The organism is Bifidobacterium sp. ESL0732, assembly GCF_029395535.1.
Classification (GTDB): domain Bacteria; phylum Actinomycetota; class Actinomycetes; order Actinomycetales; family Bifidobacteriaceae; genus Bifidobacterium.
The window spans coordinates 1,685,474-1,705,121 of record NZ_CP113920.1; the positions used below are offsets into that span (position 1 = coordinate 1,685,474).

The following is a 19,648-nucleotide window of genomic DNA, read 5'->3' on the forward strand; positions in this document are numbered from 1 at the left end:
GACGCACAACAACGTAATACAATCAACCTGTTATGCCCGATATATCACCAATACGCAAACATAGGGTATGCGTACAATAGAGAAGCTTATGAAATACCATTATCCTCAAGAGTTGCCGGTCAGCGCGGCGCACGATGAAATCCAGCAGGCGGTGCGGGATTCGCAGGTCGTCATCGTCTCCGGGCAGACCGGTTCGGGCAAAACCACCCAGATCCCGAAAATGCTCCTCGAAATGGGCCGCGGCACCCACAGCCACCAGATTGTGCATACCCAGCCGCGCCGCCTGGCCGCACGCACTGTGGCCGAGCGCATCTGCGATGAAATGGGTGTCAAGCTCGGCGAGGAAATCGGCTATCAGGTACGATTCGACGACGAAAGCTCGCCCAAGACACGTTTGCGCATCGTCACCGACGGCATTCTCTTGGCGCAGATCCAGCACGATCCGAAGCTGACTCGCTATGACACCATCATCATCGACGAGGCGCACGAACGCAGCCTCAACATCGATTTCCTCTTGGGTTACCTGACCGCCCTACTGCCCAAGCGCCGCGACCTCAAGCTCATCATCACCTCGGCGACCATCGATTCGGTAAAGTTCAAGGAGCATTTCGAACACGCGCTGCGTACGAAAGTACCTGTCATCGAAGTCTCTGGACGTACCTACCCGGTGCAGATCGTCTACGAGCCGCTGGGAGGCATGCCGGCGCTGATGCGTCACGTCCCCGGTTTCGCCGACGGGTCGCTGCCCGATGAGAACGGCGAAATTCTGGGGGCAGATAGCACTTCGGGCAATACGGGCAGCGAGGATATGCCACGCGCGGTGGCACGCGCGTGCGCCGAGCTGGTCATCCATTCCTCGCACGACCGCGGACCGCGCGATATCCTCGTTTTCGCTTCTGGCGAGCGCGACATCCACGAATACGAAGACGCCATCCGTCACCACTTCGGGCCCCGAGCCGCTGACATGCGCCGGCCGGACGCGCTGGAAATCGTGCCACTGTATGCCCGCCTTTCATCGAAGGAACAGCATCGCGTCTTCGAACGCCATTCCCATCAACGCATCGTCATCGCCACCAACGTGGCCGAAACCTCGCTGACGGTCCCAGGCATCCGCTACGTGGTCGATCCGGGCGAAGCGCGTATATCGCGCTATTCCAAGTCGGCCAAGGTGCAGCGCCTACCCATCGAGGCCATCAGCCAGGCAAGCGCCGACCAGAGAAGCGGCCGATGCGGGCGTATCGCCGACGGCATCGCCATCCGTGTCTATTCCAAAGACGACTACGAGTCCCGTCCGCGCTTCACCGAGCCCGAAATCTTGCGTACCTCGCTGGGAGCAGTGGTGCTGCACATGCTGTCGGTGGGCGTGGCCCGCACGGCCGATGACGTGACCCATTTCGGCTTCATCGACCCGCCTGACACCCGATCGGTGTCCGACGGTTTCAACGAGCTGACCGAACTCAAGGCCATCGCACGCAAACACGGCGAGGTGCGCCTGACCCACACCGGCCGCCAGCTCTCTCGCATTCCCATCGACATTCGCCTCGGTCGTATGATTCTCGAGGCCGCACAAAAGGCCACGCCCAACACGCTCGCCGCAGTGCTGGTCATCGTCGCCTTCCTCAGCCTGCAGGACCCGCGCGAACGACCCGACGAGATACGCGCCGAGGCCGACCGCGTCCACAATCGCTACGCCGACGAGACCAGCGATTTTCTCACGGCGCTCAACATGTGGGACCATATCTTCGGCCCTGACGAAGGCGGCAACGGCAACCATACCGGCAACGCCAAACTGCGCAAAATCTGCAAGTCTGAATACTTCAGTTTCATCCGCTTGCGGCAATGGCGAGACCTCGTCTCCCAGCTGCGGCAAATGTGCCGACAGATGCACTTCAAAGTCGGCAAACCCGCTCCAATCTCGCGTCCGGCACCGGAAATCCTCATGCTGCCTATCAACCAGCAGGCGGCGCATGCCCTCTGCTGCTCGTGGGACTTTCAGGGAATCCATTCCTCGATGCTCGCCGGCCTGCTTTCGATGATGGGCATGCAGGTGGTGCGCGAACCCAAGGCTTCGGACTTCTCGGGGCTCAAGGGAGCTGCCAAGGCACGAGCGATGAAACGTGCGGCCAAGCAGTCGAAGAACGAGTATCAGGGGGCGCGCGGCACACGCTTCGCCCTCTTCCCCGCCTCGTCGGTGGCCAAGTCGACCCCGCCATGGGTTATGTCGACCGATCTCACGGAAACCTCACGCCTCTGGGCGCGCTATTCTGCCGCCATCGACCCGGCGTGGGCCGAACCGTTGGCAGGAAGTCTCACCCGCGTCACCTACGCCGAACCGCACTGGTCTGGTTCGCGAGGCAGCGCCATCGCCAGTTCGAAAGTGCTGCTCTACGGCCTGCCGATCGTACAGGACCGACAGGTGCAATGGGGACGTATCAACCCTCCCGAAGCCCGAGATTTCCTGATTCGGCAAGGCCTGGTCGAAGGTGATATCCAACAACGCTTCTCCTACGATGATTTCATCGAGGCTAATCGCGACATTCTGCAGGACGCGGTGGATGACACCAATCGTACCCGTCAGATTTCCGATTCCGTCAGCGACGAAGACCTCTTCGACTTTTACAACACCGTCATTCCCCAAGATGTCACCAGCGTCGCCGACCTCGGCAAATGGGTCAAGTCCATCCACGAGGCGCAGCCGCACCTGCTTGATTTCGACCCGGACAAGGTCGAACGCCTGCAGTCGCACGAATCCGTGGACCTGCGCGATTACCCCAACCAGTGGCATACGCTTGGCACCGATGGCACTCCCATTGATCTGCGTCTGAGCTATATCTACAACCCCAGCGACCCAGCCGACGGCGTGACGGTGCACATCCCTATCAAAGCCTTGTCCCGCCTGACTCCTGAGCAGTTCACATGGAACGTTCCGGGGCTTTTGGACGAGCTCATTCTGGGCTATATCAAGTCGCTGCCGAAGTCGCTGCGCGTCCAGTTCGTGCCCGCGCCCGACACAGCCCGCACGATCCGTGCCGCCATCGACGAGCGTTACCCCAATCTGCCCGGTTCGGGTACGGAAGGCAAGCCAAACCTACCCCCAGTCGACGAGGCAACCGGTAGCGCGCGCTGGCCAGATTTCGCGCACGCGTTCACCTATGCGGCCATCACCAGCGTCAACGCCACCATCCACCCCGAGGATTTCAACAGCGACCAGCTCGATAAGCTCTCGCCCTATTTACGGGTTACATTCAGCGTCGAGGAACCGTTGCCGCCGGCACCCGGCAAAGGCAGTCGCCACGGCAGCAAACATGACGGCAAAGGCAGCAGCAATCACATTGATGTCAGCAATACAACGAAACCCTACAATAAGTACGCAAACGGTTCCGGTTCGATTCACAGCAAAGATAGCGGCAACGCCGACACCCAATCGGGGCGGGATAGCCGAAACAATTCAGGCAGCGCCAATAATCCCGTCATCATCGACGACGCAACGTTCCGTGCCCAACGTCACGGTAAAGCCCAACGTTACCGCGTGCTCGGAACCGGCAAATCGCTGGTCGAGCTGCAACACAAGTTCGCTCGTCAGGCACAGGCCAGCGCCCGCAAAACCGTGGAGCGTCAGGCCAGCAAAGCCAAGTCGCGGGGCTTGGTGGTCGCACAGGCGAACCTCCTCAACAAAGCCGGCGCCACCACAGTCTCCCGCGCCGAAATGCTCTGGCAAGCCGCCTACGAGAAGCTGAAGCTGCCCGAAGACCGTATCTCCTCGCGTTGGCTCGGCAGCGAAGCGCTGATGCTCGCCAGTGCTCCCTATAAGTCGACAAAACTCTTGGTCGACGACCTTGAACTGGCGGCCGTCAAACGTCTGCTCCCCCATATCGACAAACTCGCCGACGACACCGCGCTGGCAGAGGCTGTGAGCGGGGTGTCCGAGACCTTCGAAGATACGGTTTACGCCGTAGCACACGACGTCATCGCCATCCTCAAACGTTATGCTGCTGTCGATTCAGCAGTGGGAGGCAAAGCGGACCTGACAATGCTGGCCGTGCTGCAATCGGTACGTGAACACATCGCAACGCTCGTCTACCCAGGCTTCATTGGCAAGACCCCACCCGAAGCGCTGCCCAACATCGAGCGTTATCTTCACGCCGATCTGATGCGCTTGGAAAAGGCCAAAGCCGACAAAAACCGTGACGTGCGCTGGGCATGGGAAGCCGACGAAGCCAAGGATCTGGTCACGCGAGCCCAAGAAAAGCTCAAGACCGAACCCGCCGGCCCTCGCCGCGAACAATTCGGCAAACAGGTTCAGCAGGCCCGCTGGATGCTCGAAGAGTTCTATGTCTCCCTGTGGGCACAGGAACTGGGCACGAAATCCCCCGCCAGCCTCAAGCGCATTCGCAAACTGCTGTCATGACTTTGGCATAATCGTGCCGGCAATTTCCATAACCTTGACTTTGCTTCAGGAAAACTTTCAGGGGCGGACGATAGCATTGAGTTTGTGACATCTTCTTCCAAGTCTCGCAAACGTTCCCATTCCCCAAGCAAATTCATCGCGGCCTGCAAACGCAAGTGGCGCAACGCCGGTGTTCCCGCCAAAATCGGAGTGGTGCTCGGCGGCATCGTGGCGGTGATTTGTGTGATGGCACTGGTGATGGGACTGATTCGCATGGTCCAATGGCATATCGAAGTCACCGAGGCGCAGAAACGACAGGAAGAGATGGTACAAAAGTACGATTTCGACCCTGGCAACATCATCTCGGACGCCCAGTTCTTCAACGCTGACGCCATGAGCCAGGCGGAAGTGCAAGCCTTCATCATCAAACATGGCCCGAATTGTACTTCCGCGAACTGCCTGCCGGTAAAAACTTTCGATACCACTGACATAGCCGCCAATAGCCTCTGCAAGGCCTACAAAGGTGCCAAAGCCGAGTCTGCGAGCGCCATCATCTACAAGTCCTCACAGGCCTGCGGCGTCAGCGAAAAAGTGCTCCTGACCGTAATGCAAAAGGAGCAGCATCTCATCGGTTCGGCCAATCCCAGCGATTTCCAATACAAGGCCGCCATGGGCCTGAGTTGCCCGGACGACGCCGACTGTGACCCGCAGTACGCGGGATTCTTCAATCAGGTCTACGGCGCGGCAAAGCGGTTCAAGTACTATCAGGCCCACGAAAGCCAGTACGGATACCATGCCGGCACGCTCAATTACGTGCAGTATCATCCGAACAAAAGCTGCGGCGGCAGCCAGGTTTACATCCGCAACTCCGCCACCGCACTGCTCTACGTCTACACGCCCTACCAGCCCAACACCGCCTCGCTAGCAGCGGGCTTAGGCGAAGGCGACTCTTGCTCCAGCTATGGCAACCGCAACTTCGCTCTGATCTACAACAACTGGTTCGGCGACCCGCGCAAATAGCAACACACAGTAGCAAACATCTACGCACAAATAGCGATATGAAATAGCAATGAGGCCGCCATGAATCAAATCACAGCGGCCTCATTCAGCAAAGTCATCTGTCTCTATAGCTTCGGCAGGAACTTCTCCAGCTCGTAGCGAGTGACCTGCCGGCGATAATCGTCCCATTCCTGACGCTTGTTGCGCAGGAAGTACTCGAAAACGTGCTCCCCCAAGACACCGGCGACGAAATCAGACTTCTCCATGACTTTGAGCGCCTCGTCAAGACTTTCCGGCAACGGCTCGATGCCCATTGACTTGCGCTCGGCGTCGGTCAGATCCCAGACCGCGTCGCTGGTCGGCTCCGCGAGCGTCATCTTCTGCTCGATGCCGTCGAGGCCGCTGGCCAACAATACAGAGAACGCCAGATACGGGTTAGCCACCGGGTCGAGCGCACGGAACTCCATACGCGCCGAATTGCCTTTGCCGGGCTTGTACTGTGGAATGCGCAGCAGCGCGGAGCGGTTGTTATGACCCCAGCACACATAGCTCGGCGCCTCGTTGCCGCCCCAGAGACGCTTGTAGGAATTGACGTACTGGTTGGTGATCGCGCTGATTTCGCGGGCGTGGTAAAGGATGCCGGCGGCGAACTGGCGGGCGATAAGAGACATGTTGAATTCCTGGCCGGCCTCATAGAAGGCGTTGGAATCCCCTTCGAACAGGCTCAGATGGGTGTGCATGCCGCTGCCCGGCTGGTCGGTCAGGGGCTTGGGCATGAAGCTGGCGTGGATGCCGCGCTCGAGCGAAATCTCCTTGACCACGGTGCGGAAGGTCATGATGTTGTCACTGGTCGCCATCGCGTCGGCGTAACGCAGGTCGATCTCGTTCTGGCCTGGGCCGACCTCGTGGTGCGAATACTCGACGGAAATGCCCATCTGCTCGAGCATGTTGACGGCGGCACGGCGGAAGTCCATCCCGGGGCTGCGCGGAACGTGGTCGAAGTAGGTGCCATAGTCGACGGGCGTGGGCGGTACTCCCCAATCGTCCTGCTGATCGAAGAGATAGAATTCGATTTCCGGATGGACATAGAAGGTGAAGCCCTTCTCCTTGGCCTTGTCCAGCTCCTGCTCGAGGACGTGACGAGGGTCGCCGAGCGACGGTTCGCCGTCCGGTGTCAGAATGTTGCAGAACATACGGGCGGTGCCTTGCGGGCCGTCGCGCCACGGCAACAATTGGAAGGTGGAAGGGTCCGGCTTGACGATCATGTCGTCTTCGGAGACGCGGGTCATACCCTCGATCGCGGAGCCGTCAAAACCGAGACCTTCCTCGAAGGCATCCTCAAGTTCCGCCGGGGCAATGGCCACAGACTTCAACGTACCCAGCACGTCGGTGAACCACAAACGAATAAATCGCACGTCACGTTCCTCAACGGTGCGCAAGGCGAATTCTTGCTGTTTATCCATAGCCACTATGGTCTCACGGCATTATTACATTTCAGTTAAACCATGGGATTGCGGACGGGATTTGCACACTTCACAGCCAACGTTGCAGGCAGAGACTAGTACACGTTCCATTCAAGAAGTAAGGAAACCATTGAGACAGTTCCGTTTTATGACCATGAATACGGACAAAAGACCGGCAGATAGCAATATAGGATAGACGGTATCCCGTCATTTTTCGTTTTGCTATCTGCCGGCCTTTATGGATTATTGGCCTTCGTTTGTTGTTACGAAATTATCGGCGTTCCCACGCGCTTTCGATCTCGTCATATTTCAACGCGGCGGTATTCGGCACCAGCAGCCTGGCATGGCCGAGCTCGTTCGGACTGCCGACGCCGACCGAGAACGTTCCGGCAGCATTGATGGCGGTGATCCCGGCGACGGAATCCTCCAAGCCCACGCAATCTTCGGGCTTTTGGCCGATTTCCGCTGCTGCTTCCAGGAAGATGTCGGGAGCGGGCTTGCCGGCGGCTACCTTGCTTGGATCGGCGATGGCGTCGAAGGTGTCGGAAAGCCCGAGCTTTTCGAGGATAAACGGACCATTCATACTCGCCGAGGCCAGCGAAAGCTTGACACCGTGCTGCTTCATCTGCGCAATCAATTCCGGGATTCCAGGCAGAATATCGGCCGAGGTGAGCTCCGCGAGAAGCCCGCGGTAGGCCGCGTTCTTTTCGGCGGCCAGAGCGTCGAATTCCTTCTGCGGCACCGTGACGCCGAGATAGTTCAGGATGACCTTGAGCGAGTCGACGCGGCTGACACCCTTGGTCTTCTCCTCGAGTTCGTCGGGGAGCTCGCGGTCGAAGTGGTCTTTGACCAGCTTGCGCCAAGCCTGGAAATGGTAAACGGCGGTATCGGCGATCACGCCGTCCAAATCAAAGAGAGCGCCTTTCATCGAGGAATCTCCTTTCGCTTTCAAGTGGTGTCTTGTCCATAATGGCCTTGATCTTGCCGAAGTCCTCCGCCGAGATATTGACGAACGGGAACATGGTATTCATCTTGACCAGGGAAAGCGACCCGAAGTTATCGAGGTTGCCGTCCTGTTGCAGGAATCCAAAGACACCGTTAATGGGTTCCAGCTGCCCCAGCAATTCCTTGTCGGCCATCAGGGCCGCGACAGGCATGTCGAGGTTGTAGTGCTCAATATAGTCCTCATCAGGCCGATACGCGATATGGTATGTCCCGTTGGTCAGCACCAAACGCTGCGAAACGACTACCCCGTTGACGCTGATTTCGGCGTGTTGGCTGGACCGCGAATTCAATGCGTATCGAGCCTGCGAAATCGTAGCCGATCGGCTCGCGCATGTGGTTAATCGAAATATCCGAAACTTCCATCGCGACCTCCTTGTTTTCCATTTGCCTTACAGCCTCGTCTCGAAATGGCCGCAGAAGGGATCGACGGGGTTCTTGCCGATGAACTCCTCTTTGCCGGTCATCTTGCGTATGACCGCGTCGATGGTTACATTGTTGCCGGCATATGCATTGACGTAGGTGGATACCATCGGGATGTCGTAGAGATGATAGGGGTTGCAGGTCGAGACGAAGACCGTGGGGATGCTGCGCATGAACCACGGCGCGTCGGCGGCCATCAGGTGGATCCAGTCGAGGCGGGTCGTCGTCTGGTTGCTGGCGGTCTCGACATTGGCCACGTAAAAGGCGAGGTCGAACCGATCCTCCTCTTCCTTGACGCCGCCTTCGAAGACCTCCTGGAAATCAAGATGCTTGCGGTCGAAGAGCGTCACCTCGAAGCCTTCATCCTCAAGCTTCTTCTTGAACTTGTCGGTGACCAGGCCGCCTTCCTTGAAGCCGCCGTCATTGGTGTCACCGAGCACGACCATGCGCACACGCGGGTACTTTTTCGGGGTGATCGGCAGGATCTTGTCGCGGTCCTTGACCAACGTGACCGATTTCGCGGCGAGATCGGCGGAGAGCTTACCGTGCTCCTCAAGCTTCAGGTCGAAGTCCGGAGAGGACGGGTTCTTAAGCTTGCCGTCGGTACCCATGACGCCCTGAGCGACCTTAGTAGCGACGATGCGGGTGACAGCTTCGTCGACTCGGGACATCGGCAGCGTGCCGTCGGCGACGGCAGCCCGGATGTAACCGTAATCCTCGTCGATGTCCTTGTTGAACAGGATCATGTCGATGCCGGCATTGATGGTGGTCGGCAGCGCCTTGGCACGAGGCATGATGGCGTTGTAGCCCATCATCGGCGTGGCATCGGTGATGGTCAGGCCGTTGAACTTGAGCTCTCCACGCAGCAAGCCGTCGATCAAGAGCTTGGAAGTGGTGGCCGGGCGCAGGTCCTTGTCTTCGATGCCTGGGCAGAGGCGACGTTCCCACGCCGGCTGCATGATATGGGCGATCATGACGGCCGGTAGGCCGCGCTCGATCAGGTGATGATAGATCTGTCCGTACGATTCCATCCAGTCATCGGCCGAAAGCGAGTTGATGGAGCTTAGGAGGTGCTGATCGCGCTCGTCGACGCCGTCACCGGGGAAATGTTTGGCCACGGGGATGATGTCGTTGGCTTTGAACCCATCGATCTCGGCGTCGGACATGGCGATGACCGTGCTTTCGTCGCTACCGAAAGTGCGGGTGTTCATGATCGGATTGCGGAAGTTCAGATCGAGGTCGACAATCGGCGAGAACGACATGTTACCGCCCACCTGACGTGCCTCGTATCCGGAGACATCGCCGAGCTCGTACGCCTGATGGGGGTCGGCCGTCGCGGCGACCTGCATCGGACGGCCGAACCACGTGCCCTCGGACACTAGTCCGTTGCCGCCGGCCTCAAGGTTCGCCGCAATGAAGAGCGGAACCTTGCTTTCAGACTGGCAGGTCGCCACCTCGCGCTGCAGCTTGCCGGCCTTGTCGGGACGGTACATGATGCCGCCGGGACGGTACTTGTCGACGAACTGCTTCAGGTCGGTCTGGTCCTCGTCCTCTCCGATCACGAAGAAGAGCTGTCCGATCTTCTCCTCTGCCTCCATTCCTGCCACGGCATCTTGGACGAACCTAATCTGCTCGTCGTTCAAGTTGTATGGCATTGCTTTCAGATCTATCATCGTGTCCCTTATCAAACATGAAATTTGATTTCCCGGTTTATCTTACGTCCGCTTTCGACTTGCCTTGGCTTCACACGCGGAAATACTTCGGGACGGTGATGAACGCGGAGGCTTGCGTCGGCAGTGTGAGGCTGATATGCCCGTCGTGCGCGGTCAGTTGCTCGGTCCTAAGGCTGGAAGCGGCACGCAGCTCTTCGATCTGAGCGGCAGTCGGATACTCCGGGCTGCCCATGATCTGCCACTGCTTCTTCGGGTTGGCATGGTCGTCATCGATGCGTTGCAGAGCGCATTGCATGTCGCCTGCGGAGGCACCCAGGTCGATGTCGATGTCCTGCTCGCTGATAGTGCCCATAGGAACGTTCACGTTGTAGGCAAGCAGCTGTAAATCATCGCCCTTGCGCACGGCCAGAAGTTCCGCTGTGGAATCCGGATCAGAGGACTCGACGGGCAGGCGCTGTTCGCCAAGCTGGTGGTAAATCTGGTAGATGCGATACGAAGGCTTTTCGATGCCCTGAGTGGTCTGCAGGCCGAATCCGCCGTGGAAGACGCCCGGACGCTGTGACTGTTCCTCGAAGATGTCGGTGAAGGTCCAGAAGGAATAGCCTTCGACTATCCCGTCATTGTCCGCCAAGGTCTTGGCCACGAAAGTCGCCGTGTACGGTTCGTCGTGGATAAAGTCGTCCGACCTGGCCGAGGAATTCCATTCGGTGTAATAGAGCGGCAGATCTCCGGCCTGTTGCTTGGCCTCGACGACCATTTCCTTCAAAATACCACGACGGTAATTGATCTCCTGCCCCTTGTTTTCCTTGAAGAACTCATCGACATTCTTGCCACTCTTCCACAGCGGATCGTCGGTGGGATATTGGTGAGTCGAGATGAAGTCCAGCGGCACTTCGTTCTTCTTGCAGAAATTGATCAGGTCGGGAATCCACGAGTTGAAAGAGGTGGCAGGCCCGCCCACGCGCACCTTCGGATCGGCCGCCTTGAGCGTGCGCACTGTCATCTCATAGAGATGGAAATAATCATCCTGCGTTCCGGTGAAGAAGGCCGAGAGGTTCGGCTCGTTCCAGACCTCGAAGAACCAGGATTCGACTTCCTCTTTGCCGTAGCGGTCGAGCAGATGCTCAACGAACCGGCGAATCAGCCCCGTCCAAAGATTGTCGTCCTTGGGCATGGTGATGTTGCCGTGATAGGCGCCGAAGGTCTCCTTGCCGCTGGCCAGGCAGGTGGGCATGAACCCAAGCTCGAAGAAAGGCTTCATGCCAATGCTCAGCAGGAAATCGACGATGTTGTCGAGGTTGACGAAGTTGTATTGGATACCCTGCGACTTGCCGTCGAAACCAAAATTCTCGATACAGATGCTCATGTCATCGTCGAAGAGACCGTGGAAGCGCACATAGCGGAACCCGAGCTCGTCATGTGCCTTCCTGAGCTGCTGGCGATAATCCTCGCGCAACGCCGTGTATGCGTGGCAGCTGCCTACGCAGGTCTCCCAATAATGCGGGAAATCAGAGGTCTTTGAATCTCGTGAAACCTTGAAATCTACCATTGTATTACCTTTCATTTTAATTGTTTTTCACTATAACAAACGAGTTTTCCATTAAACCCGTTTTCGGACGCAACTAGCAAGGCCGATGTGGCATTTCCAGCATCGCGTTCGACAACTATAAGCGCACGACCATGGAAGGTCTTGCCTTTGGTACCGTTGAACGGCAGGATGGCGCTGTGATCGCCGCTACCGACGGCGTGAATCTTGCCGTCACCCTCAAGCGAAACGTCGAAGTCGACATCAGCAACAGATTCATGCTCAATATGCCAGTGGCGGCTAATACTTGCTTCTCTTTCAAAGAGCATCTCCTTGACGTCGTTATCAAATTTTGTTGAATTTCAATCGCTATCGCCACTTCCGACATTCATGGCAAAAGGCCTATGAAACCCATATACGCGATGGCACAATGTCGTTATTGCAACCATCGATATTTCATTTCTATCGTTTCGTGTAAAGTTCTGTGAACCGGTTTTCCGCTCAATGGAAAAATAGGAAAAAACATAACCTATGTCCGTTTAGGATTAGCATTATGAATGAGCCATTGCACACGTCAAAGAAGACGGACGCGAATACCACTGCCGGAAAACCAGGAATGATCGACCGGACTTTCGCCATTCTTGACTGTTTCACACCCGACCAGCCAGACCTGAACCTCACTCAAATTTCCGCACGCAGCGGACTTCCCATCAGCACCACCAGCAGGATTCTTGCGGACCTCGAACGCCATGGCGCAGTGGAACGACGGAACAACGGCATCTACTCCATCGGTTCCCACCTTATCAACCTGGCCCAGACGGCAAGACCAATGCTAGGCATCCAGGAGACCGCCTCGCCGTCTTTGGACAATCTTGAACGCATAACAAATCTTCATGTCCAGCTGGCAACATTGCAGGGGTCAGGTGCCCTGATCGTCGACCGACGTGATGGAAAACAGCAACTTCCCATCTATTACCATATCGGCGATATCCTGCCGATAGTTCCAACGGCGGTCGGACGGGTGCTCTTGGCTTTTGCTTCGCCTTCACTGCAAAACGCAGTACTTGACCACGACAACTTCATTTGGCCCTCATGGGGAACGAAACGTCCGAGTGCGCAGAGTGTACGCGAAACATTGAAGAAGGTGGAACGGGAACATATCGCCTTTCTCGATCTCAAAGATATCCCCGTCAATTCTGTCGCCGTCCCCATTTTCGGCCAGAGCAAGAACGTGGTGGCCGCCGTCAGCGTCGTCGTCAAAACCGGCACCGTCCCGCTGGCACCGAAGTTGGCGGATCTGTTGAAAGGCACAGCCAAAGAAATCTCGAGGAAGCTGGCTGGGCCAAAACCAGGTCGCGTTCTGCCACCATGGAATGCCGATAATTAGCAGAATCGCTTTATTGTCCTGCTCGCTTTTGTTTCTTTGTCTTGGCTCTTGCCGTTTTATCTTCCTTTATTGGCCAACAAGCGCCAACGCCTCTTTCAGCGTAAAAGCATGGGCATAGAGGGATTTGCCGAGAATCGCCGCATCGACACCGACGCTTTCGAGTTGAGCGACCGCGCGGATGTCATCCAGGCTTGAGATGCCGCCGGAAGCGGTGACGTGGGCAGGCGTACATTCGGCGACTTCACGTAGCAACTTGAGATTCGGCCCGTCCATCATGCCGTCGTGGGCGACGTCGGTGACCACATAACGCTGACAGCCTGCTTTATCGAGCATCTCCATCGTCTCGAAAAGATCGCCGCCTTTGCTCGTCCAGCCACGACCGGCCAACGCATAGCCTTTGACGTCGAGGCTGATGGCCACCCTGTCGCCGTATTTCTTGATTATCCTTGCCGTCCACTCAGGGTTTTCCAGCGCTGCGGTACCGATGTTGACGCGCGCCGCCCCCGCTGCGAACACGGCCTCGAGGCTCGCGTCGTCACGGATGCCGCCACTCATTTCGATATGGACCTTATCACCCAGCTTCTCGCCGATCTCGCGCAGTTTCGAGCGGTTGTCGCCGGTGCCGAACGCGGCGTCGAGATCGACCAGATGAATCCAATCCGCACCTTCGCCATACCACGTCTGCGCGGCCTGAAACGGGCTGCCGTAATCGGTTTCGGACCCGGACTTGCCCTGACGCAAGCGCACGGCCTTGCCACCTCGGACGTCAACGGCCGGAAGCAATGTCAGCATATCGTTCTCCTTTGGATCGAAGGATATTTTCTATAGCGTCGCAGCCCAGTTCTTGAGCAGCTGGGCACCCGCCTCCCCCGACTTTTCCGGGTGAAACTGGGTGGCCGAAAGCGGACCACGCTCGTAGGACGCCACGAAATGGCTACGTCCGTAATCGCAGAAACCGACCTTTTGCGTGCTCGCGTCGTCAATGGAAGATTGCGCATGACCATGGTATCCGTCCGTTTGTGACGCTGCCACACTTGCTGCGGCCACGGGGTTTTCGGGAATGGACGCGCTCATGGCGGCATAGGAATGCACGAAATAGAAGCGTTCGTTCTCAAGCCCATGCAGAATCACCGAATCGTCGGGGGCGCTGATGGTATCCCAGCCCATATGCGGTACCACGTCCGCGTCGAGCAAATCCACGCTGCCGTCGATCACGCCAAGACCTTTGGCCACCGAACCGCCTTCCGTCCCCTGAGCAAACATGACCTGCAGTCCGACGCACACGCCGAGCACCGGACGCCCCGCCTTGAGCCTTCCGAGGATGATCCGGTCACCGCCCACAGCCTTGAGCCCGTCCATGCACGCCGCGAAAGCGCCGACACCGGGCACCACCAGCCCATCGGCCTCGAAAGCCTGCTTACGATTACTGGTCAGCGTCGGCTCAAGCCCGATATGCGCCAGCGCACGCATCATCGAGCGCACGTTGCCGAAACCATAATCGAACACCACCACTGCGGTCATTGCCTACCCCGTTTCGTAAGTTTGCTTAGATATGTCAAGTATCGTCCTGATTCTCGTGGCACATCAGAATCATTCACGATACGATATGGAATGATTCAGGGTGCAGCGCACCGAAGGCTGAAGCCGCTCGATCCGAAAGCGAATACCGGCTACTGTATGCTGGGCTTGCCACGGCCACGCGAACGCGTATGGTCGGCAATCACCCCGATCGCCTTCTTACGATCGAAATCAGCGGTGGCGACCACATGTTCACCCTGTTCCTTGAGTTCGGCGACATCGGTGATGCCAAGCATCAGGTCTTCGACGCATCTGGGCGTGGTGGTGAACAGCACCGGCGGCGCGAACTGCTGGCCCGGCTCCCCCGCCATGTAAAGCGTGGAAACGAGCTTGTCGGCACGATTGACCGAAAGCACCGCCGGCATGCCGTTGACCACACTCGTCAGGTCTTTCGCGGCAGCTTCGGGCGCGTCCCCATCAAGATTGTGCAAAATGGCGACGGCTCCGTTCTGATCGGCCACACAATCGGCAGAAATATCCGCAATCTGGCAGAACGCGGCGAGCAAGTCCGCCGAAATCAAACGGGTGATGAGCACAGCGACCTTGGCGCGGTTGCCGATAAGCCCCTCAAGCTCTTCGTCAAAGTCCATCTTGTCGAGTTCGTCGGTAATCTTGCGGTCAGACTGCTCGGAGTCTTGGCTTGCGCCATTCACATCGGAATCAATCGTTTCGTCTTTGCCGGCATTTTTGCCGTCAGAGTCGTCCGCGAATTCCTTTTCGAAACCTGCCAGAGCCGCCTCGAGCTCCTCGTCGCTGAACAAACGCTCATTTTCATCGGCGGAATCATTGGATTTGTCGGAACCTTGAGAATCTTTGGCATTGTTGGAATGATTGGCATTGTTGAACCCGTTGGCATTGCCACTGCTGCCGAAATCATTGAAGCTGTCGTCTCGTTCGTCGTCATCGCGACGTTCGCTCATCACAGCGCCCCTTTCGTGCTGGGAATGATACCCGCAATACGCGGGTCAGGCTCGACGGCAAAGCGCAACGCACGGGCGAGCGCCTTGAACTCGGCCTCGGCGATATGATGCGGATCGCGGCCGGCAAGCACCGTCATATGCAGGCAAAGGTCGGCGTGGAAGGCGATAGATTCCATGACATGACGAACCAAAGAACCAGTGAAATGGCCGCCGATCATGGCGTATTCGAATCCTGCCGGCTCCCCGGTGCACACCGCATACGGGCGACCGGAAATGTCAACCACAGCGCGGGCGAGCGCTTCGTCAAGCGGCACGGTGGCATCGGCAAAGCGACGGATGCCGCGCTTATCGCCCAGCGCCTGCTTCAACGCCTCACCGAACACGATGGCCGTGTCTTCGACGGTGTGGTGCACGTCGATGTCGGTGTCGCCGCTGGCGCGGATCTTCAAGTCGATCAGCGAATGTTTGCCGAGCGCGGTCATCATGTGGTTATAGAAAGGCACCGAAGTCTCGATGTCGGTTTTGCCGGTGCCGTCAAGATTCAGGCTCAGCTCCACCTTGGATTCGCTGGTCTCGCGCACTATCGTCGCCGTTCTTGCCATATCCGCTCCTTTATCGCTGGTTCGCACATTTCAACGCTTCTACTATCATAATTCATCGCAAAGTCAAGCGAAACAAGCTGAATGTATCACACGAATGACGAAAGAGACGAACACGTCGTAGCAACTACCACTGCCGACAATTAGACTACGAATCGCAATAACCGCTATTCGTTTTCGAGCTGCGCCAGCACTTCCGTCAACGCCTCTCGGAAACGGGCCATCTCTTCATCGGTGCCCATGCACACGCGCAGCCAGCCATCAGGCCCGACCACACGAATCAAGACGCCGCGTTTCAGCAGTTCGTCAAAGACTCGTTCGCGGTTTTCGAACGATCCTCCGAAAAGCACGAAATTGGACTGGGAATCGGCGACCTGAAGCGGCTTGCCGTGCCAGCTCTGCGTTTTAATCCACTCAGCGGTCGCTTCACGGGTTTCGCGCAAGTGCTTCACCTGGCTCAGCTGCTCATCTGTGTGCTTGAACGCGGCGAGCGCCGTGGCCTGCGTGACGGCGGAAAGATGGTAAGGCATGCGCACGATACGCACGCAGTCGATGATGCCCTGATCTGCGGCAAGATAACCCACGCGCGCGCCTGCGAAGGCGAAAGCCTTGCTCATGGTGCGGCTGACCGCAAGATTCGGGTATTTGGTGAGCAGTTGAAGCGCGGTCGGGGTGCCGGGCGTGCGGAATTCGATATAGGCCTCGTCTACCACAACCACCGGGTGCACACCAGCTGCCGCCCCATCGACCTTGGCATTTTGCGCTGCTTTCAGCACCGCTTCGAGCTGATCCATAGGCAGAATGGTGCCGGTCGGGTTGTTCGGGCTGGTCAAGAGGATAATCGACGGCTGTTCACGCTCCATGGCTTCCAGCAGGGCGTCAAGATTCAGGGAAAAATCAGTGTTGCGCTGCACCGTAATCCACTTGGTGAACGTGTCTCGCGCATATTCTGGATACATCGAATAGGTCGGATCTGCCCCCAAAGCCTTGCGTCCCGGACCGCCGAAGGCCTGGAAGAGCTGGAGCATGATCTCGTTGCTGCCGTTGGCGCCCCACAGCTGATCGACGCCGAGCTTCACGCCGGACTCACGTTCGAGATAATTCGAGAACGCCTGCCGTAGCGCGGTGTGCTCACGATCCGGGTAACGATTCAAAGTCGGGGCAATCTTGCGTACGTCTTCGGCAATCTCATCGACCACCGCAGGTGCAGGCTGGTACGGGTTTTCGTTGACGTTCAGGCACACCGGCACGTCAAGCTGCGGCGCACCGTACGGCACCTCGCCGATCAGGTCGTTGCGCAGCGGCAGATCCTGCGGAATCGTATCGGTCATCTTGCTCTTCCCTTCATTTCAACAATGTCCTGTTTCTAGCATCCGGTACCGGCCATGCAAGAAAACGGTCACTGAACCACTCTAAATGACCACTTTCTAGCATCTTACCGACTCCTATGCAAGAAAACAGCCACTAAGCGACCCCAAACGACCACTTTCTAGCATCTCATCAGCTTGATGCAAGAAACCGGTCACTAAGCTGCCGTAAATAAGCACTTTTCTGCGTCCAGCAACGTTCGTGCCGAAAAACAGTCAGTCACAGCGACCTTAGAATGGACGTCTGGCGATGGTGAATGCGTTGTCGGCATGACGGAAACCTATGCGGGGATAATATTGCATCGCACCGCTTGCCGCCAGCAGCACCAATGACACATCAGGACCGATCGTACTGCGAACACCTTCGACCAGCTTTCTACCGATTCCTTGACGCTGATAATCCGCGTCGACGGCAAGATCGGAAAGATAGCACGCATAACTGAAATCCGTCAACGCGCGGGCGACGCCGACCAGCTTATCGCCGTCCCACGCAGTAAGCAAGATATCACTGTTGTCGAGCATGGTCTGCAATCGTTTCAGATTACCGGTCGGCCGATGAATCGTCGACCTGTCGAAAACCGATGCCAGTTGCTTGGCGTCGATTTTCCGGTCATCTGAAACGATAATCATGCAGATTCTTTCCCGAAATAATCATCCATGCCGTTATCACATCTCATGATTTCGAACATCGAACTACCTATTTGCGTAGGCCGGCCTTACGTTCTTGATCCTTCAGCGTGGCTTTATCATATGGGTCGTCGATGAAACGGCTCAGCACGCACTCGCCATGGGCGGGCAGGTCCTCGGAAACGGCGAAAGCGTTGATCAGCGACGCCAGCGGCTTCAAGCCCTGTTCGTCGTATTCGATGACTTCGACGGGCTTCATGAAGGTGTGCACCCCCAGACCACAGGCGAAACGGGCGGTACCGCCGGTGGGCAGTACGTGGTTGGAGCCGGACATGTAGTCGCCCAGCGGGACCGGCGAATATGGCCCGCGGAAGATGGCACCGGCATTCTTGATGAGCGGCACAACCTCATCGGGGTTTTCGGTCTGGATCTCCAAGTGCTCGGCGGCGTAGGCGTTGGCGGCGTCGACCGACTGGTCGAGCCCGTCGGTCAGGATGATGCCGGACTGACGACCGGTCAGCGACGTGGCGACACGTTCATGCGACATGGTGCGCGGCACGCGCTCATCCAGGCTTTCCTGCGTCTTCTTGGCAAGTTCTTCGCTGTCGGTGATCAACACGGAACCGGCGAGCTCGTCGTGCTCGGCCTGACCGATCAAATCGGCGGCCACCCAGCTCGGGTTGGCGCTCTTGTCGGCCAGAATCGCGATTTCGGTAGGCCCAGCGACCGCGTCGATGCCGACGATGCCGGAAACCATGGATTTGGCCGTGGCCACGAAAATGTTGCCGGGGCCGGTGATCTTGTCGACCGGTTCACAGAGCACCTCGCCGTCCTGCGGCTCGCTTCCGTTGGCGCCATAGGCGAACATGGCGACGGCCTGTGCCCCGCCGACCGCATAGACCTCGTCGACGCCGAGGATAGCGCAGGTAGCGAGAATGGTCTTGTTGGGCAGACCGTCGTTGTCGGCTGCCGGAGGCGTGGCGATGGCCAGCGACGAAACGCCCGCGACCTGGGCCGGAACGGCGTTCATAATCACGGAAGTCGGATAAACCGCCTTGCCGCCAGGCACATACAGGCCGACGCGCTCGACGGGAATCCAGCGTTCGGCGACGCGGGCACCTTCGGCCAAGTCGGTGTAGAAGTCCTTGGGAACCTGAGAATGGCAGACCTTGCGGATACGACGTACCGATTCCTCGATGGCGGCGCGAACCTCGGGATCGAGTTCTTTGAGCGCACTTTGCATCGCTTCGACAGGCACGCGCAGATGATGCGGACGGATATGATCGAATTTCTCCTCGAAATCGCGCAGGGCCGCAGCACCGCGGGCCTTGACATCGTCGAGAATAGGGCGCACAGCGCTACTGGCTTCGTTCGTGCCCATTTCGGCACGAGGCATAGCTTCCAGCATCTGGGCTCTGGTGAGGCGCTTTCCGCGCAGGTCAATAATTCGCATGTTGTTATTTTCCATACTCACCATCGTATTCTGCACGGCGTATCGCTATGAGACACAACTCACATTCTGAGACTGATTGCCCAGCCGCTCAGACGTATTACGTACCGTTGTATCGTAATCCTCTATTCCGAGGTCTCTTGGCGCACCAAGAGGCCAATTATTCGAAGAATGCACCATGAATCCTGCGATTTCGGGCCTCTTGGCGCACCAAGGGACCAATTATTCGAAGATTGCACCATGAATCT

At 57.6% G+C, this 19,648-nt stretch carries 16 protein-coding genes; 3 read left to right on the top strand and 13 right to left on the bottom strand.

What is annotated here, in order from left to right:
- The first annotated feature begins 88 nt into the window (after positions 1-88).
- Both hrpA and OZX70_RS06570 read left to right on the top strand, forming a co-directional pair.
- Positions 89-4,408: an ATP-dependent RNA helicase HrpA gene (gene hrpA, locus OZX70_RS06565; protein WP_277180072.1), complete on the top strand. Its 4,320-nt coding sequence runs from the start codon at positions 89-91 to the stop codon at positions 4,406-4,408.
- 84 nt (positions 4,409-4,492) lie between these two features.
- Complete coding sequence (locus OZX70_RS06570; RefSeq protein WP_277180074.1) at positions 4,493-5,407, top strand: hemagglutinin; 915 nt, start codon at positions 4,493-4,495, stop codon at positions 5,405-5,407.
- A 104-nt stretch (positions 5,408-5,511) separates the two neighbouring features.
- Here the strand turns inward: OZX70_RS06570 and glnA are convergent, their stop codons facing one another.
- From glnA to OZX70_RS06600, 6 genes are all read right to left on the bottom strand, one after another.
- Positions 5,512-6,849: a type I glutamate--ammonia ligase gene (glnA, locus tag OZX70_RS06575; RefSeq protein ID WP_277180076.1), complete on the bottom strand. Its 1,338-nt coding sequence runs from the start codon at positions 6,847-6,849 to the stop codon at positions 5,512-5,514.
- Positions 6,850-7,120: 271 nt separating this feature from the next.
- Positions 7,121-7,777 (bottom strand): beta-phosphoglucomutase, encoded by a 657-nt coding sequence (gene pgmB / locus OZX70_RS06580; RefSeq protein WP_277180078.1) that lies wholly within the window; start codon positions 7,775-7,777, stop codon positions 7,121-7,123.
- Positions 7,758-8,144, bottom strand: coding sequence for a hypothetical protein (locus OZX70_RS06585; RefSeq protein ID WP_277180080.1), 387 nt, complete (start codon positions 8,142-8,144; stop codon positions 7,758-7,760). The genes pgmB and OZX70_RS06585 overlap by 20 nt, the downstream gene beginning before the upstream one ends.
- Positions 8,145-8,243: 99 nt before the next feature.
- Positions 8,244-9,947, bottom strand: a complete 1,704-nt coding sequence (locus OZX70_RS06590) for a glycoside hydrolase family 3 N-terminal domain-containing protein (RefSeq protein ID WP_277180082.1) — start codon at positions 9,945-9,947, stop codon at positions 8,244-8,246.
- A gap of 70 nt (positions 9,948-10,017) precedes the next feature.
- Entirely contained in the window at positions 10,018-11,496 is a 1,479-nt protein-coding gene (locus tag OZX70_RS06595; RefSeq protein ID WP_277180084.1) for a glycosyl hydrolase, read from the bottom strand.
- An 11-nt stretch (positions 11,497-11,507) separates the two neighbouring features.
- On the bottom strand, positions 11,508-11,801 hold the full coding sequence (locus OZX70_RS06600) for a hypothetical protein (protein WP_277180086.1): 294 nt from the start codon (positions 11,799-11,801) through the stop codon (positions 11,508-11,510).
- A gap of 224 nt (positions 11,802-12,025) precedes the next feature.
- Between OZX70_RS06600 and OZX70_RS06605 the strand changes: the two genes are divergently transcribed.
- On the top strand, positions 12,026-12,859 hold the full coding sequence (locus OZX70_RS06605) for an IclR family transcriptional regulator (protein WP_277180088.1): 834 nt from the start codon (positions 12,026-12,028) through the stop codon (positions 12,857-12,859).
- A gap of 66 nt (positions 12,860-12,925) precedes the next feature.
- Here OZX70_RS06605 and priA read toward each other — a convergent pair whose 3' ends face one another.
- The 7 genes from priA to hisD all read right to left on the bottom strand — a co-directional run bounded on the left by priA (position 12,926) and on the right by hisD (position 19,418).
- Positions 12,926-13,651, bottom strand: coding sequence for a bifunctional 1-(5-phosphoribosyl)-5-((5-phosphoribosylamino)methylideneamino)imidazole-4-carboxamide isomerase/phosphoribosylanthranilate isomerase PriA (gene priA, locus OZX70_RS06610; protein ID WP_277180090.1), 726 nt, complete (start codon positions 13,649-13,651; stop codon positions 12,926-12,928).
- Positions 13,652-13,681: 30 nt separating this feature from the next.
- The gene (gene hisH / locus OZX70_RS06615) at positions 13,682-14,380 is read right to left on the bottom strand and encodes an imidazole glycerol phosphate synthase subunit HisH (RefSeq protein ID WP_277180092.1); all 699 of its coding nucleotides are present in this window, start codon (positions 14,378-14,380) and stop codon (positions 13,682-13,684) included.
- 149 nt (positions 14,381-14,529) lie between these two features.
- Positions 14,530-15,357 carry a hypothetical protein gene (locus tag OZX70_RS06620; RefSeq protein WP_277180094.1) on the bottom strand — a complete coding sequence of 276 codons (828 nt, stop codon included), beginning with the start codon at positions 15,355-15,357 and terminating at the stop codon, positions 14,530-14,532.
- Positions 15,357-15,959 (bottom strand): imidazoleglycerol-phosphate dehydratase HisB, encoded by a 603-nt coding sequence (gene hisB, locus OZX70_RS06625; RefSeq protein WP_277180096.1) that lies wholly within the window; start codon positions 15,957-15,959, stop codon positions 15,357-15,359. The genes OZX70_RS06620 and hisB overlap by 1 nt, the downstream gene beginning before the upstream one ends.
- A gap of 164 nt (positions 15,960-16,123) precedes the next feature.
- The gene (locus tag OZX70_RS06630) at positions 16,124-17,287 is read right to left on the bottom strand and encodes a histidinol-phosphate transaminase (RefSeq protein ID WP_277180097.1); all 1,164 of its coding nucleotides are present in this window, start codon (positions 17,285-17,287) and stop codon (positions 16,124-16,126) included.
- A gap of 267 nt (positions 17,288-17,554) precedes the next feature.
- A complete protein-coding gene (locus tag OZX70_RS06635) occupies positions 17,555-17,953 on the bottom strand; it encodes a GNAT family N-acetyltransferase (RefSeq protein WP_277180099.1) in 399 nt (132 codons plus the stop codon).
- Between the two features lie 67 nt (positions 17,954-18,020).
- Entirely contained in the window at positions 18,021-19,418 is a 1,398-nt protein-coding gene (hisD, locus tag OZX70_RS06640; protein ID WP_277180101.1) for a histidinol dehydrogenase, read from the bottom strand.
- Between the last annotated feature and the right edge of the window lie 230 nt (positions 19,419-19,648).